Origin of the sequence: Streptococcus sp. HMSC078D09, from assembly GCF_001813675.1 — a bacterium.
GTDB lineage: Bacteria > Bacillota > Bacilli > Lactobacillales > Streptococcaceae > Streptococcus.
In genome coordinates this window covers 134,499-152,654 of the sequence record NZ_KV813650.1, presented here as the reverse complement: position 1 = coordinate 152,654, position 18,156 = coordinate 134,499, and the positions used below count along the sequence as shown (strand labels likewise).

General features: G+C 38.3%; 15 protein-coding genes and 1 tRNA gene. 1 reads left to right on the top strand and 15 read right to left on the bottom strand.

Annotated elements, in window-relative coordinates:
• Window positions 1-126: 126 nt before the first annotated feature.
• The 6 genes from HMPREF2926_RS00765 to rpiA all read right to left on the bottom strand — a co-directional run bounded on the left by HMPREF2926_RS00765 (window position 127) and on the right by rpiA (window position 5,419).
• On the bottom strand, window positions 127-837 hold the full coding sequence (locus HMPREF2926_RS00765) for a type 1 glutamine amidotransferase (protein WP_070586144.1): 711 nt from the start codon (window positions 835-837) through the stop codon (window positions 127-129).
• A complete protein-coding gene (locus HMPREF2926_RS00760) occupies window positions 834-2,069 on the bottom strand; it encodes a chloride channel protein (RefSeq protein WP_176745525.1) in 1,236 nt (411 codons plus the stop codon). Before HMPREF2926_RS00760 ends, HMPREF2926_RS00765 begins: the two co-directional genes overlap by 4 nt.
• Window positions 2,070-2,073: 4 nt before the next feature.
• The gene (locus HMPREF2926_RS00755; RefSeq protein ID WP_070586143.1) at window positions 2,074-2,883 is read right to left on the bottom strand and encodes a purine-nucleoside phosphorylase; all 810 of its coding nucleotides are present in this window, start codon (window positions 2,881-2,883) and stop codon (window positions 2,074-2,076) included.
• A gap of 12 nt (window positions 2,884-2,895) precedes the next feature.
• The gene (locus HMPREF2926_RS00750) at window positions 2,896-3,441 is read right to left on the bottom strand and encodes a DUF1697 domain-containing protein (RefSeq protein WP_070586142.1); all 546 of its coding nucleotides are present in this window, start codon (window positions 3,439-3,441) and stop codon (window positions 2,896-2,898) included.
• A gap of 1 nt (window position 3,442) precedes the next feature.
• Window positions 3,443-4,654 (bottom strand): phosphopentomutase, encoded by a 1,212-nt coding sequence (locus tag HMPREF2926_RS00745; RefSeq protein WP_070586141.1) that lies wholly within the window; start codon window positions 4,652-4,654, stop codon window positions 3,443-3,445.
• 93 nt (window positions 4,655-4,747) lie between these two features.
• Entirely contained in the window at window positions 4,748-5,419 is a 672-nt protein-coding gene (gene rpiA, locus HMPREF2926_RS00740) for a ribose-5-phosphate isomerase RpiA (protein ID WP_070586140.1), read from the bottom strand.
• A gap of 162 nt (window positions 5,420-5,581) precedes the next feature.
• Here rpiA and mnmE point away from each other — a divergent pair, with 162 nt between their 5' ends.
• A complete protein-coding gene (gene mnmE, locus HMPREF2926_RS00735; protein ID WP_070586139.1) occupies window positions 5,582-6,955 on the top strand; it encodes a tRNA uridine-5-carboxymethylaminomethyl(34) synthesis GTPase MnmE in 1,374 nt (457 codons plus the stop codon).
• 42 nt (window positions 6,956-6,997) lie between these two features.
• Here the strand turns inward: mnmE and HMPREF2926_RS00730 are convergent, their stop codons facing one another.
• From HMPREF2926_RS00730 to rplS, 9 genes are all read right to left on the bottom strand, one after another.
• Complete coding sequence (locus HMPREF2926_RS00730; RefSeq protein ID WP_070586138.1) at window positions 6,998-7,810, bottom strand: PrsW family glutamic-type intramembrane protease; 813 nt, start codon at window positions 7,808-7,810, stop codon at window positions 6,998-7,000.
• A 153-nt stretch (window positions 7,811-7,963) separates the two neighbouring features.
• Window positions 7,964-8,455: a hypothetical protein gene (locus HMPREF2926_RS00725; protein WP_049485840.1), complete on the bottom strand. Its 492-nt coding sequence runs from the start codon at window positions 8,453-8,455 to the stop codon at window positions 7,964-7,966.
• Window positions 8,456-8,629: 174 nt separating this feature from the next.
• On the bottom strand, window positions 8,630-9,598 hold the full coding sequence (locus HMPREF2926_RS00720; protein WP_070586137.1) for a DUF6287 domain-containing protein: 969 nt from the start codon (window positions 9,596-9,598) through the stop codon (window positions 8,630-8,632).
• Between the two features lie 24 nt (window positions 9,599-9,622).
• Entirely contained in the window at window positions 9,623-10,909 is a 1,287-nt protein-coding gene (locus HMPREF2926_RS00715; RefSeq protein WP_070586136.1) for a DUF6161 domain-containing protein, read from the bottom strand.
• Window positions 10,910-11,063: 154 nt separating this feature from the next.
• A complete protein-coding gene (locus HMPREF2926_RS00710) occupies window positions 11,064-12,698 on the bottom strand; it encodes a hypothetical protein (RefSeq protein WP_070586135.1) in 1,635 nt (544 codons plus the stop codon).
• Window positions 12,699-12,750: 52 nt separating this feature from the next.
• A complete protein-coding gene (locus HMPREF2926_RS00705) occupies window positions 12,751-15,387 on the bottom strand; it encodes a DEAD/DEAH box helicase family protein (protein ID WP_070586134.1) in 2,637 nt (878 codons plus the stop codon).
• A 3-nt stretch (window positions 15,388-15,390) separates the two neighbouring features.
• Window positions 15,391-17,298 carry a site-specific DNA-methyltransferase gene (locus HMPREF2926_RS00700; protein ID WP_070586133.1) on the bottom strand — a complete coding sequence of 636 codons (1,908 nt, stop codon included), beginning with the start codon at window positions 17,296-17,298 and terminating at the stop codon, window positions 15,391-15,393.
• Window positions 17,299-17,586: 288 nt separating this feature from the next.
• A tRNA-Arg gene (locus HMPREF2926_RS00695) sits at window positions 17,587-17,658 on the bottom strand.
• A gap of 43 nt (window positions 17,659-17,701) precedes the next feature.
• A complete protein-coding gene (gene rplS, locus HMPREF2926_RS00690) occupies window positions 17,702-18,049 on the bottom strand; it encodes a 50S ribosomal protein L19 (RefSeq protein ID WP_003003254.1) in 348 nt (115 codons plus the stop codon).
• Window positions 18,050-18,156: the final 107 nt, after the last annotated feature.

The following is an 18,156-nucleotide window of genomic DNA, read 5'->3' as shown; positions in this document are numbered from 1 at the left end:
CAGAGAACAAAGTAAAAATAGGAAACTGACGACGCATCGCAGATGCTAGACAGTTTATCTTTTTTACACAGTTCTCCGCCCGTATTCAGTTCAGCGAATACGGTAAACCCATCCTTTCTTTTTTATTTAATTTGTTAATGAATCCAAAAACGCAAAGAGTTTGGTATTCATTTCTCGATAATCGTAAGCACGAATGGCTTCAGGTTTTTGAACAAAGGTCAGGTTTTGACTTTGTTCTTCCAAAACTTCTTCACCGTCAGCAGCAATCAAGAGATCAACTGCTTCTGGATCAAATTCCAAGTGGGCTTGGAAGGCATAATGTTTCGGACTAAAGCGAATAATCTGACGCGGACACCCTTGACTGGTCGCAAGAACAACAGCATCTTCTGTCAATCCGGGCATATCACCATGCCAGTGACCAGTTTCAAGAGTTTTTCCAAACTCACCGACATGTGGATCTGTCAGTCCTTCAGGCGTCAAGGTCACAGGATAAACCCCAATCTCACGTTCCGGACTGTGGTCATACTTCGCACCATAGGCAACAGACAGGAGCTGCGCCCCCAGACAGACCCCAACAATATAACGATCTGCCTTCATGGCTTTTTGAATCAACTCGATCTCTGCCTGAGGATCGTAGTATGGAAAAGTTTCCCGATCTTCATCTGGCGATTGAGGTCCTCCCATGACGATCAAAAAGTCGATCTCATCCACTGTCTCTGGTAGGGCTTCATTCTCATAGACTTTAGTCGTGGTCACTTGATGGCCACGCTCCTGTGCCCATTTTAGATAAGCGCCCGGCACTTCAAATGTTTCATGCAGTACAAAATGTACCTTCATCGTTTCTTCTCCCATCTCTTTCGAATCACGTAAGACAGACCAGCCGCAAGTACAAGCGGGATTGTCAAACTCCAAGTTTGACCTGTAAATCCAAGGCTCAGGGCAATGGCTGTCAGAGGAGCTTTTAAGGTCGTTCCTAAAAAGACGGTCGCTCCTAGTAACATCCCTATAGCTGGATCCAGATGAATCCCAAGGACTGTCAAAAGCAAGGTCACTAGGTAGCCAAATCCAACTCCTAAGGCAAATGATGGTGTCAAGGTTCCCCCATAGGCACCATTGCGCAAGAGGAGATAAACCAGAAGCCCCTTCACTGCAAGAGTCAGTGGAAGATAAGGAATCGACTGGCTAGACAAGAGGGCTTGTGCTAGTACCTGGCCATTTCCCATAAAGATGGGGAAAAAGGCTACTAGGCTCCCCAGCACTAGAAAGGCTAGAGGAAGAGCCCAAAGAATTGTCCTATCCTTCCGCCGTTTGTGACTAGCCCGCTTGGCGAGGAAAGCAAAGACCAGAGCCAAGGGAGTGACCAAGAAAGCAATCACAATAGCCTGTAAAAAACTGCTAGCCGACCATGAGACAGCGGACAGTTGATAAATGGCCTCCTGACCAACGATGGGCTGAGCGACCCAGGTGGCCAGATAAGTACTGGTCAAAACCAGTAGAAAGTTCTGCCAACTGTATGCGAGCCCTAAGGTCTCAAAGACAAACAAGCTACTGGCAAAGGGAACCTGATAGACCGCAGCCAAACCAGCTCCAGCACCACAGGCGATCAAGACTTTTCGCTCTTTGAGGGCTAGTGAGAATCCCTTCGCCAAGCGACCAGCTAGAAGAGCCCCGACCTCACGTGGGGCTCCTTCTTTTCCGACCGATGCGCCTGCTCCAACAATTGCCACCTGCATCCCTGCATGAAGGAGGTGGGCTAAGGGCGCTGGTTCCCTGTCTCCAGCTAAGTCAATTTGCTGGCGAATAGACAGGATCTTATAACGCTTTTGCAGGACATACCAGAAGCCAGTTGCCAAGCACCCAGTCACACATAAGACCAAAAATCTACGGAGACCTCCAGCTTCTTGAAATTGCTGGAGCAAATCCGATGTATCTTGGCCAAAGGCCAGCCCTTGCACCCCTTCCAGTAGATAATGATAGGCAATGCCGACCAGACCTGTCCCGATCCCTAATGATAAGGTGGCTAGAAGCAACCTCAGTCCGTAGGGCAGCCTTTGGAGTCGTACTTTCATTGGATTAGAGTTCAGCAAGAATCGCTTTTAGCAATCCTTTGAAGTCTCCCTTGACGCGCTCTGTCACTTCCACTACTTCTTCGTGGTTGAGCTCTTCTTGGAAACCAGCCGCAAAGTTGGTAATACATGAAATACCAAGAACCTTCAAGCCAGAATGCGCTGCAACGATGACTTCAGGAACGGTTGACATTCCGACAGCATCTGCACCAAGAGTCTTAAACGCACGGATTTCAGCTGGAGTTTCATAAGTAGGACCTGTCACACCGATATAAACCCCATCATCCAATTTGATACCCAATTTGTCTGCTACTTGATGAGCTGTCTCACGGTATTCAGGTGTGTAAGCTTTCGATATATCTGGGAAACGTGGACCAAAGTCATCCAAGTTTTCACCGATCAATGGGTTTTGACCAGTCATATTGATGTGGTCTGTGATGGCCATCAAAGTACCTGGACCAAAGCCAATACCACCAGCAGCATTGGTAACAAGAACCCCTTCACAGCCCAAAACTTTCATAACACGAACTGGGAAAGTCACCACTTCTAATGGGTTTCCTTCGTAGAAATGGAAACGTCCTTGAAGGGCCAAAACCTTACGTCCAGCAAGATCACCGTAGACCAATTTACCAGCATGGCCGACAACCGTTGAACGACCCCAGTTTGGAATTTCAGAGTAGTCTACTACGACGGCATTTTCGATTTCTTCAGCCAGTTCTCCAAGACCTGATCCAAGGATCAAGCCAAACTCAGGTGCTTCCATTCCTTTGCCTTTCAAAAAAGCAGCTGTTTCATTGATTTTTGCTAATAATGTCATTGCATATCTCCTTTATGATTTCCTTAAAAATTGGCCAATTTTGTCAAATGTATTGGCATTGCGAATGGTCAACAGACGGTAATCCGGCATCTTGAGGACTTGTCTGTGGTAAGCGGTCTTTGTATAGGTTTCTTCTGAGTATTTGCCCCAGTAGATCCCTAGATTCCCACGATGGATGATTTCATCACCGAGCGAAAAAGAGGAGACCAGCTCCAAGACAGCATCCTGATTGAGGCCTTCTGTGTAAAAGAGAACATCCTTGCGGGCCAGATCCTCCTGCCACCATCCTGGTAGAGCAGCGAGATCTTGCGCATAGTCCTCAGCTGAAAAGAGAGAAAAAGACTGGATAAAGGGATAGTGATCACGAAAGAAATGTCCCAGCAAATCTACCAATTCTGCTTTAGAACTAGCAGATTCAAAGAAGATATTGCCACTATTGATGTAGGTCTCTACCCCATCCAGCCCGATCGTTTGGAGCTCCTCTCGAAGCTCTGCCATCACGACCTTGTTTTTCCCGCCAACATTGATCCCTCTTACGAGGAGAGCGAAGCGTGTCATCTTAGTTCAATTTGTCTAAGAAGCTTTCACCGATCATGGCTTTTTCAACACCAAAGTTATCTGCAATTGTCGCAGAGATATCAGAGAAATGTCCGACTGGAATCACACCATTGCCCTTGAAGGATGGGCTATAAGCCAAGAATGGGATGTATTCACGCGTATGGTCTGTACCAGCATAGGTTGGGTCATTCCCGTGGTCTGCAGTGATCATCAAGAGGTCATCTTCACGCATGGCTGCAATGATTTCTGGCAAGCGTTCGTCAAATTCATGCAAGCAATCGCGGTAGCCGTGAGCATTGCGACGGTGACCGTAAAGAGCATCAAAGTCTACCAAGTTGGTAAATGAGAAGCCTTCTTGGAATTCAGGAAGTCCCATGGTCTTAATCAAGGTATCCATACCATGGCTGTTTGATTTGTTGTGGCCCATATCGTGGTTGATACCAGCTCCGTTGAAGATATCGTTGATCTTACCAACTGCATAGGTATCGATACCCGCTTCGTTCAACTTATCCAAAACAGTTGGCGCAAATGGTGAAACAGCCAAGTCACGACGGTTGGCTGTCCGTGTGAAGTTGCCTGGTTCCCCAACATAAGGGCGGGCAATGATACGCCCAAGAAGAGCTGGACGTTCCAAAGTGATGGAACGAGCGTATTCACAGATACGGTAGAGTTCATCCAAAGGAATGATGTCTTCGTGAGCTGCGATTTGAAGAACTGGGTCAGCTGATGTATAAATGATCAACTCGCCAGTTTCCATTTGACGTGGTCCAAAGTCATCGATGACCGCTGTACCAGAATAAGGTTTGTTAGCTTCACGGATGACCTTACGGCCTGAGAACTCTTCAATCTTTGTGATAATTTCTTCAGGGAAACCATTCCAGAAGGTATCAAAAGGTTCTGTAATGTTGAGCCCCATGATTTCCCAGTGACCAGTCATGGTGTCTTTCCCAAGAGAGACTTCTTGCAATTTTGTTGCATACCCAGTTGGGTTGCTTTCAGCTGGCACAGTCTTCAATGGTACTTCACGAGGAATATTTCCAAGACCGATTTTGGCCATGTTTGGTACATTTAAGCCAACGGTTTTAGAGATGTGGCCCAAAGTATCAGATGCTCCATCTGGAACACCTGCATTGACAAAGTTATTGGCATCTGGTGCAGCACCGATCCCAACTGAATCCAGCACAACTAAGTGCATGCGTTTAAATTTTGACATATACTGCCTCTTTCCTTTATTAAACTAGCTATATTATACCATATCCCTATAAGAAGAGAGCCGTTGTTTGATCCGGCTCCTCTTTAGAGAAACCTATTTTTCAATGATGACAGGGCCATCTGGTGTCCCTACAATCACTTTTGAAATCATGTTCAAGAATAAACCGTGCTCTACGACGCCTACGGTGTGATCCAATTCATTGGCTAGAGCTTCTGTATCCTCGATCACCTTAAGATCCAAGTCAATGATGAAGTTGCCTTGGTCGGTGACAAAACGTTGGTCATCCGCGATACGGAAAGCAGGATGGTAACCTTTTTGCTCAAAGTGACGGAAGAGATTTTCAGCTCCGTATTGCACTACTTCCACTGGAAGTTTGAAAGCCCCAAGAGTTGCGACTTGTTTGGATTCATCCACGATCCAAATGCAATCTTTTGAATTGGTTGCGACGATCTTTTCCATGAGGAGAGCACCACCGCCACCTTTGATCCCATTTAATTGAGGATCCACTTCATCGGCACCGTCTACTGTCACATCGACCACTTCGACATCGTCGATGGCCTTGAGCGGGATGCCTAAACTTTCAGCCTGATCATAGGTCACACTCGATGTCGTAACTGCCGTGATCTTCAAGCCTTCTTCTTTGATGCGACGACCCAATTCAGCCACAAAATAATAAGCAGTTGACCCTGTACCGAGACCGACAATCATGCCGTCTGTGACAAACTCAGCCGCTTTAATTCCTACCTGTTCTTTTAGGTTTACCATCATAGACCTCCTTTTATATTCTCTTACAGTATAGCATATTCTGTAAGAGATTTCACTAATTAATTGAAAACCTTTCCAACTTTTAGTTCTAAAAGCAAAACCTTGCCCGTCTGCGGACTTTACGATAGAATAGAGATGAATCTACAGGAAAAGAGAATTGACATGATTACTAAAGAATTTGATACCATCGCTGCCATCTCGACACCTCTCGGTGAGGGAGCTATTGGGATCGTCCGCTTAAGCGGGACAGACAGCTTTGCCATTGCGCAAAAAATCTTTAAGGGAAAAGATTTAAGCAAAGTGGCTAGCCATACCCTTAACTACGGCCACATCGTGGATCCAGATAAGAATGAGATCCTCGATGAAGTCATGGTTGGAGCTATGCGCTCACCTAAGACCTTCACCCGTGAGGACATTATCGAGATCAATACCCACGGCGGGATTGCAGTGACCAATGAAATTCTGCAATTGGTCATCCGTGAGGGAGCTCGTTTGGCCGAACCTGGTGAATTTACCAAGCGTGCCTTCCTCAACGGTCGGGTTGATTTGACCCAGGCTGAGGCAGTCATGGATATTATCCGCGCCAAGACCGACAAGGCTATGAATATTGCCGTCAAACAGTTGGACGGATCCCTGTCTGAACTGATCAACAATACCCGTCAAGAGATCCTCAATACTCTGGCTCAAGTCGAAGTCAACATCGACTATCCTGAGTACGATGATGTCGAGGAAGCTACCACCGAGATCATTCGTGAAAAGACCACCGAGTTTGAAGCCCTCTTGACCAATTTGCTGAAGACAGCTCGCCGTGGAAAGATCTTGCGTGAAGGGATCTCTACTGCTATCATCGGTCGACCAAACGTCGGCAAGTCTAGCCTCCTCAACAACCTCCTTCGAGAGGAAAAAGCCATCGTGACCGATATCGAAGGAACCACCCGGGACGTCATTGAAGAATACGTCAACATCAACGGGGTTCCCCTCAAGTTGGTCGATACGGCTGGGATCCGGGAAACCGAGGACATCGTCGAGCAAATCGGTGTCGAACGTTCGAAAAAAGCCCTCAAGGAAGCTGATCTAGTCCTCCTGGTCCTCAATGCTAGCGAACCCCTGACCGATCAAGATCGCCAGCTCCTTGAGATCTCTCAAGATAGCAACCGCATCATTCTCCTCAACAAGGTCGATCTCCCGCAACAAATCGAGTTGGATCAAATCCCTGCAGATCACATCAAGATCTCTGTCCTTAAAAATCAAAACATTGACCAAATCGAAGACCGCATCAACGCCCTCTTCTTCGAGAATGCTGGCCTGGTCGAGCAAGATGCGACTTATCTCTCAAATGCCCGTCACATCTCTCTTATCGAGAAAGCTGTTGAAGCCCTGCAAGCTGTCAACGAAGGCTTGGCTCTAGGTATGCCGGTTGACCTGCTTCAAGTCGACCTCACCCGCACCTGGGAAATCCTCGGAGAAATCACAGGAGATGCTGCTCCAGATGAGCTCATTACCCAACTCTTCAGCCAGTTCTGTCTTGGTAAATAACAAAAATGCGTATGTGTGCAAACATACGCATCTTTTTTTGGTTTATTTTCCTTGTTCTAATCGCTCAACAGTTTGATAAGCTAGGTAGATCAGGAAGAGACCAGTAGCATTCAAGACTGGAATCGCAATCGGCAGCTCGGTCACGATTTGTGAGAAGGGTGAATTTCCAACAAAATGGAGTCCAAACCCAGCTACTAAATAGCCCCAGCCTGCTAGAGCTAGATCCTTGCGTCCTCTGCTAGCTTGGACAATCAAGTAGAAACCGAGCATGACAAGGCCTGTGTAGACCCAGTGAGACATGGGCGCATTGGCTACACGACCGAGAATCCCTGACACCGTGTAAGAAAAGCCATCTGGCAGATCCTGACGGATATAGGCAAAGTCCTCCACGATCTGGAAGCCAAGCCCAGACGCAATAGCTAAGAGGAAGATCGACTTGATCCGACGGACACTGAACAAATAGAGAACAAAGAAGATGGGAATCAACTTAAAGGGTTCCTCAAAGAGTGGCGCAGCGATGGCACTCTCGTACTGGTTCCAAAATTCGCTATTTGGAGCGATGGCTTGAATCATGTCATGGAAATAGGTATTGGCAAAGCTAGATAACCAACCAGCAACAAAGCCCCCACCTAGTAGAGAAAAGAGCACCGGTACCCAAGACAACTTCCACTTCTTGGTGAAATGAAAGAGGGCCCAGACAGCAGGAATCGCATAGACCAGGAGGATCAGGGTTGAAAGACCCACAATCCCGTACTGGCTTCCAGACATCCAGCCTTCCGTCAGTGACTGGGTCTCATAGGCCAGCCCAATCGCTAGCAAGAGTATATAGAGAAACAAAATCGATTTGCGTTTCATAAAAGACCTTTCTATAGTGAAATGAAAAAGGCTGGAAGACCAGTCTTTTCCGTGTAGTATCATTGTAACAGGATCAGCTTAAAAAAACAATAAATGTGGATTGGTGAGAAGAATGTAAAACGCAGATGCCGACAGATGGTTGACTGAATTTAGTTACTTAACCACCAAAGCTCCATTTTCCTCCGTCGCCAAGAGCTTCTCATCTTTATCATATATTTTAAGTTTTATACTACTTGGTGTTTTTTGAGTTGCATTGTATTGCTTTACTATCTCTTCTTTTAAATCAAAAAGCGTCTTACAATAATCTTTTGGATTTATATTTGCTAAAGATAGCATATTTTCTGATGCAGATAAGACAAGGACCAGATATTCTTCATTATAAAACACTTTCCCCATCTCAATTTCGCCATTGATTTGATTTTGAAGCATATAAGCAAATACTACATTAGGTTTTTCATTTCCAACCAATGAGGTAGGGGCTTGATCCATTCCTTTGACCACTGATTCTTTACTTTCCTTTGTAGAATCTTTTACACTCTGTTCAGTAGACTGCTCTTTTTTGTCTTCATTCTTCGCTTCTTTTTGCACGCACGACGACAGAAATAGCGAGAGAATGGCCATTGTTGCAAACATAGTTTTTTTCATAGATTGCCTCCTTTTAATTTTTAACAAGTCGAAAATGACCTGTAATTGACCAAAATTACATAAAGTTTCCAGTAAAAGACATTCCAAAATTTTAAATTTTATAACCTTATAAGTACTTAGATATTTAATAGTTTAAAAATTATCATTTAATGTTATTCTACCATAATCTCTCTCTTACTTCAGTACGGCAAGAATTTGACGAATCAAATCAGGATCTCCATCTGGCAAAGTCACCGTCTCTGCATGGTCCAAGATTCCTTGGGTAAATTGCGTCATAAACTCTTCACTATTAAGCTCATCCGCAGACTGTTGCCAGTGGCTCGGTACAGGATAGATCGTCACCGTCCCATCACCGTTAGACGCATAAGTCACATGACCTTCTGCAGAAATAGGTGTAAACAACTGACGAACATCTTTAGGATAGTCAACTCCTAGCCCACCAAAGTAAATTTTTGTACCAGCACTCTTTTCATTAATACTCAATTCTGTCGGTACAGACTTGATCACATAAGCCCAGACACGAGCAGCTTCAACCTGAGCAGCGGTGTAGCCTGGATAATCATTCTGGTCTGCCTTCTTCGAAGACTTGACCTCACCATCCGAGCGAGTATTCCACTTCTTGGCCTTACTCGTCTTAGACGTACTACTGCTATCGTCTGCATCTACTTGCTCCCGATCTTTCGGTTGCTCTTTCTTGCAATAGTAGAAATTGTCATCATCGCCATATTCCGGTGACTGACCAGCCCAGATCCGATCCTTAGACTTATCCGAAGCATCGTCTTTGCCCGCTTCCTGACCTTTTGGAAGGAGCAAGAGACCATAGCCTCCAACACCCGACTTGGCACTAACCGTCATCTCAGCGATCTGGTCCTTCTGCTTAAAGCACGATGCATCAAGCTCAACATCCTCGCTGACCAAACCTTTGTCATCAAAGACCAGCTCATTGCCACGACCATCGATCCAAGTTCCTTGTATACTCGAGTAGTCCTTATCCTTGATCGCTTTTAAATCCATACCAGACTGTTTCTTTTCTGACGTGCTGGTCTGCTTGGTCTCCGAATTCTTAGGCATCACCGTCCTCTGAGGACGACCACACGAAGCCAAGACCAAAGCAGAAAGCACAATCACAAAACCTTTTTTCATATCAATCTCCCTTCATTATACCTACTATTTTAGATTCTTAGATAGTATTGCCCAAATAGAATCATTGTCATTTGAAGTATCTGTTTTTACCAAACCAGTATCAACTCTACTAAATAATGAGTTAATAATTATTAAACGTTCCTCTTTATCTATATTTGTTCCAGATTTAATTAAAGCTTGATAAAATCTAGTTAATGATGCCTTCTGTTTATATTCAACTGCTAAATGATGATTTGACATGACAATTTTTATTAATATTCTGATTATATAGATGAAAAATGAGATAACTGAAACGAAAATAAATGATTCTGAAATAAAAGGAATCTCCTTTATAACATCTATTGAATAATTATGGATAGCAAGAACTAACTGTACAGATGCTAAAATTAACAAAACAACTGCGACAATGAAAATACAAGTCCAAATTCCAGCACGATTCCTATAGTCTTTTGCTAGACTATTCCAAAGTTGCTCAGGAGCTTCTAACGACAGTTTTTCTTTATAGGTTTTCTCTAAATTATTTAGTTGATTATTCTTATCGTCTTGCCAATCATTTACTGAGTTCTGAAATTCTTCTATCTTTAAAACTGTTTGATTAAATTTTTGACTAATTTCACTATGCTTAGTTTCTACCAAGGCAGTAATTTCGCTGAACATTTCATCAGAATTCTGAGATATCGCCTCTAACTTTTTCGACAAGGGAATTACAATATTATTTTCAAAATCTGAAATATTTTCCTTAATCTTAGAAAAATCTTTTTTTAGTAAAAAGAGTGCTGGGTAAAAATAATATTGGTTAGGATTTGATAAATAGTGACCTATGTAATTTATATTTTTTGAGAGATAGATAAAATTTTTAACGGCATCTGTAAAATTATTTTCCGTTTTGTTTATGTAATAAGTAACAAAATTTTTTATTTTTCGAATTTCTTCATCCTTGTCGATGGGAGATGAAATTGATAATAAATAAATAGTTTTCCCTTGTTCAATTAATTGTCGATTACTTGAAAGATTGTTATAAATGTAGTTATTTACATTATCCAAATCTAAGTTCTCTATTTCATAGAAGTACGTTCTAATTGATTTAATTTTATTACTTAGGTCTTGCCATTCATATTGGAAACTATTTGAAGATATTTTCTTAATAGAATTCCAATAATCAAGATTTTTTTTAATTATATTTTCAATCTCATCAAATGTGTATGTATTATTATCTTCATTTAATTTAATAATAAAATCATCACTTATCCAAAATTTAAAAAGTATATTATCGTTTAGAAAATTTGATATTTGCATTTTTGTATAACTCATATATCACCTGTTACTAATTATATATTCTTTATGTAAGTTATAGTCTATCATTTCCATATGTAATTATGCTATAATTTCATTTATTTTAGTTATTTTTAACCTATAAATTATAAAATAATTATATTATAAAATATATGGTTAATTTCATTTAATTCTATTTTCTAATGTAATAATGCTTAAATTTCCCCAAATCTTGTATGACTATAGTATCAGGATTTGAATTAAATTCACCGGAATACTTACCTTCGCTATTTTTAAAAAACATACCTACTTTATCATAATGATAATTATATCTTTTCTTAAAACTATTCCCTATAGTCTGAGATGAATTATAATATATGGTTCTAGTTTGTTCTATAGTAATTTTATCATCTTTAAAGAATATTTTTTCCGATTTATTAATAATATTCTTTTCACCGTAATATGTTAAATAATACGTTCCTCTCCCCATATAATTCATATTAAAATTTAAATACATACAAAAAATTCCTATTAATAACACAAAGTAAAAAGGTAGCCACATAATTGAATGATCATTTTCTTTTAATATACTTTTGACTTCCTGTTGCTGCGAACTAGTTATCTTTTTTATCAAACCGGATTCTTCATTAACATAATATACATTTTCAAGTTTAAAAATATCTCTAGAGATAACTTTGAATGACCTTTTATTATCAATAATATTCTGATTAAAACCCTGAATAGGAATTTTAGTAGAGAATAATTTTTTCTTATTCTTCCATTCTGTTATATCATGTCTTGTAATATAGAAATAGTGTCCATCACAGGATTTCCACTGTCTTTTGAATGTTTTAGATAATACATTTTTTATTTCTACATATTTACCATAATTCAAAGTACAATCACGTTTTGAACCTAGGAACAATTGTTTAGAAATATATTTCAAAAACACATCTTTATACTGTAAGAATACAACTGATATTATTATTGTTATCACTATTTTTAATGTTCCTGATAACAATAAAAATTGAAATGAGTTACTAATAGATTGTTTATCTAAATGAGACGAAGTTATCAAATTTACAAAATAACAAAACGTATCGTATGATACTAAATTTTCAGAAATTGTTAAAGAAACATATAGAAAAGGTATATATAAAATTACAGCATACTTAATCTTTTTTATTCTTATTTCTGATAATTCATTATTCCTAAATCTTTTTCTATCAGTTTGTGTTAAAAAAAATATCATATCAGGACTAATTAATTGGTTTGTAACTATACCCATTAATAATGCAATAAATGGCCAATTTAATAGTCCATTTTGTATACCTATTGTTGAAAATAATAAAATTGGGAAAAAAACAAGCAATATTATTATTGGTAAAGAAATATTAAATAAAACAAACATTATTTGTGACAACAATAGATAAATTAATATCACTAACCAAAAATAATTTAAAATATTGTAATCAAAAACATTGTTATCGAAAATAACTAATTTAAAAAAAGGGGATATATTTTTCGATAGGTCTAATATTATAAAAATAATAATAAGATAATACACTATATAGAAAAAAACGAGACACAAATTTTTAAATTTTAATTTAGAAATGTTGTCTAATTGTGCCTTTATAGATCCTAAATTATTGTTAGAATAACCTCTATAAATGAAATAAATAACAAAAGAAATATACAAAAAATTAAAGGCATAATTATTAGAATTTATAAAGGTATAAAGTACAGAAATTACGCTAAATACTATAGTTAGTCTATAATTCCATTTCATTGGTTCAGTAATAAAAACTTTTCTTAAAAAATTCATCATAATTTCATCTCCAAACTATCCCCTATTTGTGTTATACCAGTGTTCAATGTTTTTATAATTCTCTCAATCCTTCCCTAACTTCATCCTTACTTACTTCTTCGTTAAAGAATGGTAAACCAACAATTCGGTACCGATCATCATCTATGAGAGTTTTCGCTTCATCTCGCTCAGAAATTTGACGCAAAAACTCTTCCTTCCAACCTTCTTTACCGTTTACAAACGTACCTTCTGCATCCAAGAACTGACTTCCTTTGGGTTCTATGAAAATCTGCCATGAAACATTACCAGTCTTCTTATCATTTGCAAACATTAGAAAATCTGGTTCAAATGGTTTCCCTTTATCAAAACTATAAATTCTCACAGCTTTTTCATTTCTAAGAAGATAAATATCTGTCCATTTTTCTTCTAACTCTGACATTAGATCTTTTAATAAACGGACAAGTAATTTTTCTTCATCGGTACCAAAGTTATCATCATATGCGTACCAATCAAAACTATCAAGGTCTTCATAGTAATTTGTCTCAGCTGGATTCTTTTGTGATAATCCAAATTCAGCTTGACTATTCTTCTTAATAGTATATTTCCTAAGAATGTTATCCTCAAACAAATCTTTAATTTGATATTTTTCAAAGGTATCTGAACCAAAGAATCTTTCCTCTTTCGAGATCAAATCCTTCTCAATATGGTGCAGTAATTGTTCAGTAATATAAAGTTTATCTGCCTGTGTTAAATCTGAAACAAGCTTATGCTGACTTTCAACTCGTACATCTATATCAGAGAGCATCGTAATGAATCCTGAAACACTTCCTAGTCCTAAAAAGGCTTTTTGAAGATTATCAAAGGTGAAGTTCTTATTTCGGTTTATTGCTGCTCGTACAATATTGTTTCCAATTTCTCTACCAAATTTAAAACTGACTGAAGCCAGAGGTTCAGAAATATAGAGCGACTCATCAAATGCGTCTATATCATGAACTCCTTGACTTGGTAATACAACATCAAAAGATTTTGGAATAAATGATGTATCAAAAAGACTTTCTTGACGACCCTCAGCTAATTCTTGATACGATAGACGTTTATTCATCCATACAACTCCATCTGTATAGGTACGAGTTTTCTTGAATGATTCTTTCAATTTAAGTTGCCGCTCTTCCAATTCTTGATCATCATAAATACCTGATTCACGTAAAACTTGCTTCAACTCAGAAATATAACGTGGATTGTTAGCAGAATGATAATGCAGTTGTTCGATCACACGAAGTTCATTGTTCTCATTTTCATCAAACTTACGAGTATATTTTTCTTCTACGTTATTTCCAATCACAAAGGGATAGTAACGTGCTCCACGACCAATAAGTTGTTTTTCTGTGTTTGTTGTCTTACCTGCTACAAATCCAGTTTTTGTTGTCTTACCATCACGGATATCATACAGTCTGACAATATCAAAAAGATTCAAAACATCCCAACCTTCATTCAACATATCGACCGCAAAAATGGCACGTATCTCATTTTCAGGTTGCTCTAAAGTGTTTAATAAAGACAGACTATTTTTATTCTTATTCTTTCCATCTACTAGAAGTAAACGTTCTTGTCGGAAGTCTTCTTGGAGTTCTGAAATCAAGTCAGTGTCAGAAATTCCTGCTGACTCAAAATACTCAAGTGCTTTCTTTAAAATATTATTTTGTTCTTCCGTTTCAGAGACTAATGTTCGTTGATTCTGAATATCTTCCACCGTTAAACGATTTAAAAGCTCTAAAAATGAATGTAAGTTACCTTCACTCTCAGAAATCTTTTGGGATTTAAACATTACTAATGGCTTTAGATTGATGCCGTTTTTTAAGGCAATCTTTTTTCGGAATTGACTAATCAAAATTGCCTGTAACATACGGTTATTCACACTTCCATCAACTAAATGGAAGAGAACATCTTTCGAATATTTATCTAGTCGAAATTCCTTCAAATCATACTTGAACAACAAAGATTTTTCGTACTTTTGAGCCAATGTAGGATTGGATAAATCAATCGTTGCTGTAAATTCAAAAATACTCGATTTTTGAGCAGTTTTCTGGATTGTTTCAATCGTGTTAGTCCAACTAGTATTATCATCTTTTTCAGATTTACTCAGTCCAGCATTCAAATGATGTGCTTCATCAGCTAGCATCACAACTGAAATATCTTTAAATTGTTCATAGGATAACCTATTTTCACGAGGAGTACTGAGATCTAGGTGAAGTTTCTGAATGGTCGTAAACACAATATTAATGCTATCATCACGACTATCAGAGAAATCTGTAACTTCTCGTATGTTTACATTTTGATTGTCGATAACGATTTTGTCAGTGAAAAGATACTTTCCTGAACTGTTTTCTAAAAAGTTATCTCTTGTTTTCGTCAAAATATTGTCATTATTGACAAAAAAGATAAAATTACGTTCACCTTGCTTATATTTTTCAAGGATTACAGCAGCCATTAAGAGCGTCTTTCCTGAACCTGTTGCCATATTATAAAGAACCTGCTCTGGAACGGTACGATTTTTATCAGTTTTGTAATACAAATATCGACCAATTGCTTCTTCTTGATAAGGGCGTAATGGATACTTTAGATTTTGAATGATGTAACTTGGGATAGTTTCGCGAAAATCAATAAAGCCAGACTGACTTACAGTGTCGTAAGTTTCATAAATAAACGTCATGACCTAATTCTCCTTCCCATAGAAATATCTATTCAATTTCTTATCCTGCTCTGAAACTTGATAATCTCCATCATCTATATCACTATAATTCACATACAGGTTATTATTATCAATGATTTCAGACAATATTTGTTTTTGTTCTGCTAATGATAATTTCTCAAAATCTTGCTTTCTTAATTTTTTAGGATCGACACGGTATGAAAGGAATGATGATTTCTTGGCTTGTTCAAATAGAGTTAAAAGTTGATCAGTTGAAGCCACATGGATGATTGCATCTTTAAATTTTTGTGCATCATTTTTTAATTCACAATAAACAAATGAACCTCCACCAGTCCAGTTCAAATCTTTAGAAATCCCTCCCTGTTCACCAGCGATTACTTTTTTCAATCGTTCAACTGATACAGATTCAATATATTCCATTTGTTCAATCCCTATATATTGACGATTCATTTTATGAGCTACCGCTGCCGTTGTACCTGAACCAAGAAAGAAATCTAAAACTATGTCATTTTCTTTAGAGGAAATTTTTAGAATATCCTCTATTAATTTTTCAGGTTTTGCATATGAAAAATCATCTCTACTAAATAATTTAGTAATTTCATCATTGCCATTTTTATTTTTTGTTTTTGATAACAAATCAGATATAAAATCTTTGAGCAAGGTATCGCTACTTACATATGTAGGCTTTTCTTTGTCTAAATCTTCATCTTTGAATACTCTCCTGAATGGCCTATTACCTTTCATAAAACTATAATCATCTGGGAACCCAATCCCTCCTTTACTATACCATTCCTCAAATGAATCTTTTGTAACAGCCCAAGATCTCTTTGGATTAACAGGATACTCTTTTCCAGTTTTTGGATTAATCATTGTAAAATTCGAATTAGGACGTTCAATAATTGTTCTTTGACTTGTCAAATCAGCTGTTCGCCAAGGACGATTGGGAAAATCTGGAGTTTCATAATATTTTCGGGTGACTTCTCGTCCAACAATTGAATCTTCTTCATTTCCCTTTGTATAAACTAAAATCCAATCAAAGTCTTGAGAAAAATTGAATGGAACATCAGATTTTCCATCTCTAGTTTTACGTGGTATTGTGCCGACAAAATTTTTAGGAGTAAATATTGAATCACATAAAACTTTCAGATAGTGCATTCCATCTTCACCCGTATGAATCCAAATCGAACCATCTTCCCTAAGTAGCTCTTTAGCAATTTCTAAACGGTTTTTTATAAATGTAAGCCATGTAGACATTTTAAAATTTGAATTATATTGGAAAGAATCGCCCACATTCTTTTTAAAATAATAGGGGACATCAATATAAATAACTTTAATCAAACCTTTAAATCGTTTTTTTAAACTATGTAGGGCAATTAAATTATTTCCTTTGACTATTAGGTTGTCAGTATCATTTATATCTTCAACCTCATGTTCTCCATCTTTATCAAATCTCTTAAAATTTGTAAATACTTTATCATCTAATAAGCGATTAATTTCTGTAGGTGCGAGCGTTTCATTGAAGAATATTTCTTGACGTTTAGAATCCTCCTTTGTTTGTCCCCCTTCAAGTACACAGTCTTTGTAGGGAAAATTCAATACTACGTTTTTGTTTTCAGATAAATACTGTCCATTCTCGGTTGCTAAGCCAATTTTTGTCTTATACGCTGTGAAACTATCTGGTAAGAACTCTTTATTATTAAGAAACTGCAAAAAAACATCCTTCTTAAATATTTGGATGCCTGTTTCTAATGTTGAAAAGAAATGACTGGCTACTTTCTCATCCTCCATCAAAACATTTAAGAGTTCTGGATCATATCGACGAGCCAACTCAGCCAATTTGTTTTTGTTTAAAACACCTTCAACTAAAAAATTTTTATGTTGTGAAAGCAGTTCCTCTAATTCTTGTTTCATAAATTACTCCCTGTTTCTTCTCAGATAAACTAAGTTTTATAAGTTAATTATATCATATACATGTGTAATTAAAGAGTAATATACAAACATTGTAAAGGACTATTCCAGGGTAAATAAACCCAAAACTAAACCATTCATAATAAAACTCCTAATCAGTCATTATATTAACTACATTTTACTCCTTCCTTCCTCAAAAATCAATTCATTATATGGAGATATTCCATCTATTTTTAACTTCATTCTTACACACAAAAAGGAACTCGCATGTACGAGTTCCCTTTTTCCTTATGTCCCCTGCCGGAATCGAACCAGCAACTACTCCTTAGGAGGGAGTTGTTATATCCATTGAACTAAGGGGACCTATAAAAAAAGAAGCGAGATCACTCCCGCCTCCTTGTTCGTCTTAACGACGGATTTCTTTAATACGAGCTGCTTTACCTTGCAATGCACGAAGGTAGTACAATTTCGCACGACGTACTTTACCGTAACGTACAACTTCAATCTTTTCTACACGTGGAGTGTGTACTGGGAATGTACGTTCAACACCGACACCGTTAGAGATTTTACGAACAGTGTACATTTCAGTGTGTCCTTGACCTTTACGAGCGATAACAACGCCTTCAAAGATCTGGATACGTTCACGAGATCCTTCGACAACTTTCGCGTGTACACGAACAGTGTCACCAGGACGGAATGCAGGGATATCAGTACGAAGTTGACCTTCAGTCAAGCTTTGGATTAATGGATTCATTTTATTCTCCTATCTTCGTCAATCTTGAGGGACCTCCCTCAGCGGATAAACTGTATTTTTGTGCTTCCATTACGCACAGAAACTATCATATCAGATAATTTCAGGTT

Coding starts and splice junctions, on each gene's coding strand:
- HMPREF2926_RS00765 (WP_070586144.1), bottom strand. CDS start 837: ATGAAGGTACATTTTGTACTGCATGAAACATTTGAAGTGCCGGGCGCT.
- HMPREF2926_RS00720 (WP_070586137.1), bottom strand. CDS start 9,598: ATGAAAAAAGGTTTTGTGATTGTGCTTTCTGCTTTGGTCTTGGCTTCG.
- HMPREF2926_RS00700 (WP_070586133.1), bottom strand. CDS start 17,298: ATGAAACAAGAATTAGAGGAACTGCTTTCACAACATAAAAATTTTTTA.
- HMPREF2926_RS00760 (WP_176745525.1), bottom strand. CDS start 2,069: ATGAAAGTACGACTCCAAAGGCTGCCCTACGGACTGAGGTTGCTTCTA.
- rpiA (WP_070586140.1), bottom strand. CDS start 5,419: ATGGTAAACCTAAAAGAACAGGTAGGAATTAAAGCGGCTGAGTTTGTC.
- mnmE (WP_070586139.1), top strand. CDS start 5,582: ATGATTACTAAAGAATTTGATACCATCGCTGCCATCTCGACACCTCTC.
- HMPREF2926_RS00750 (WP_070586142.1), bottom strand. CDS start 3,441: ATGACACGCTTCGCTCTCCTCGTAAGAGGGATCAATGTTGGCGGGAAA.
- HMPREF2926_RS00745 (WP_070586141.1), bottom strand. CDS start 4,654: ATGTCAAAATTTAAACGCATGCACTTAGTTGTGCTGGATTCAGTTGGG.
- HMPREF2926_RS00755 (WP_070586143.1), bottom strand. CDS start 2,883: ATGACATTATTAGCAAAAATCAATGAAACAGCTGCTTTTTTGAAAGGC.
- HMPREF2926_RS00725 (WP_049485840.1), bottom strand. CDS start 8,455: ATGAAAAAAACTATGTTTGCAACAATGGCCATTCTCTCGCTATTTCTG.
- HMPREF2926_RS00730 (WP_070586138.1), bottom strand. CDS start 7,810: ATGAAACGCAAATCGATTTTGTTTCTCTATATACTCTTGCTAGCGATT.
- HMPREF2926_RS00705 (WP_070586134.1), bottom strand. CDS start 15,387: ATGACGTTTATTTATGAAACTTACGACACTGTAAGTCAGTCTGGCTTT.
- HMPREF2926_RS00710 (WP_070586135.1), bottom strand. CDS start 12,698: ATGATGAATTTTTTAAGAAAAGTTTTTATTACTGAACCAATGAAATGG.
- rplS (WP_003003254.1), bottom strand. CDS start 18,049: ATGAATCCATTAATCCAAAGCTTGACTGAAGGTCAACTTCGTACTGAT.
- HMPREF2926_RS00715 (WP_070586136.1), bottom strand. CDS start 10,909: ATGAGTTATACAAAAATGCAAATATCAAATTTTCTAAACGATAATATA.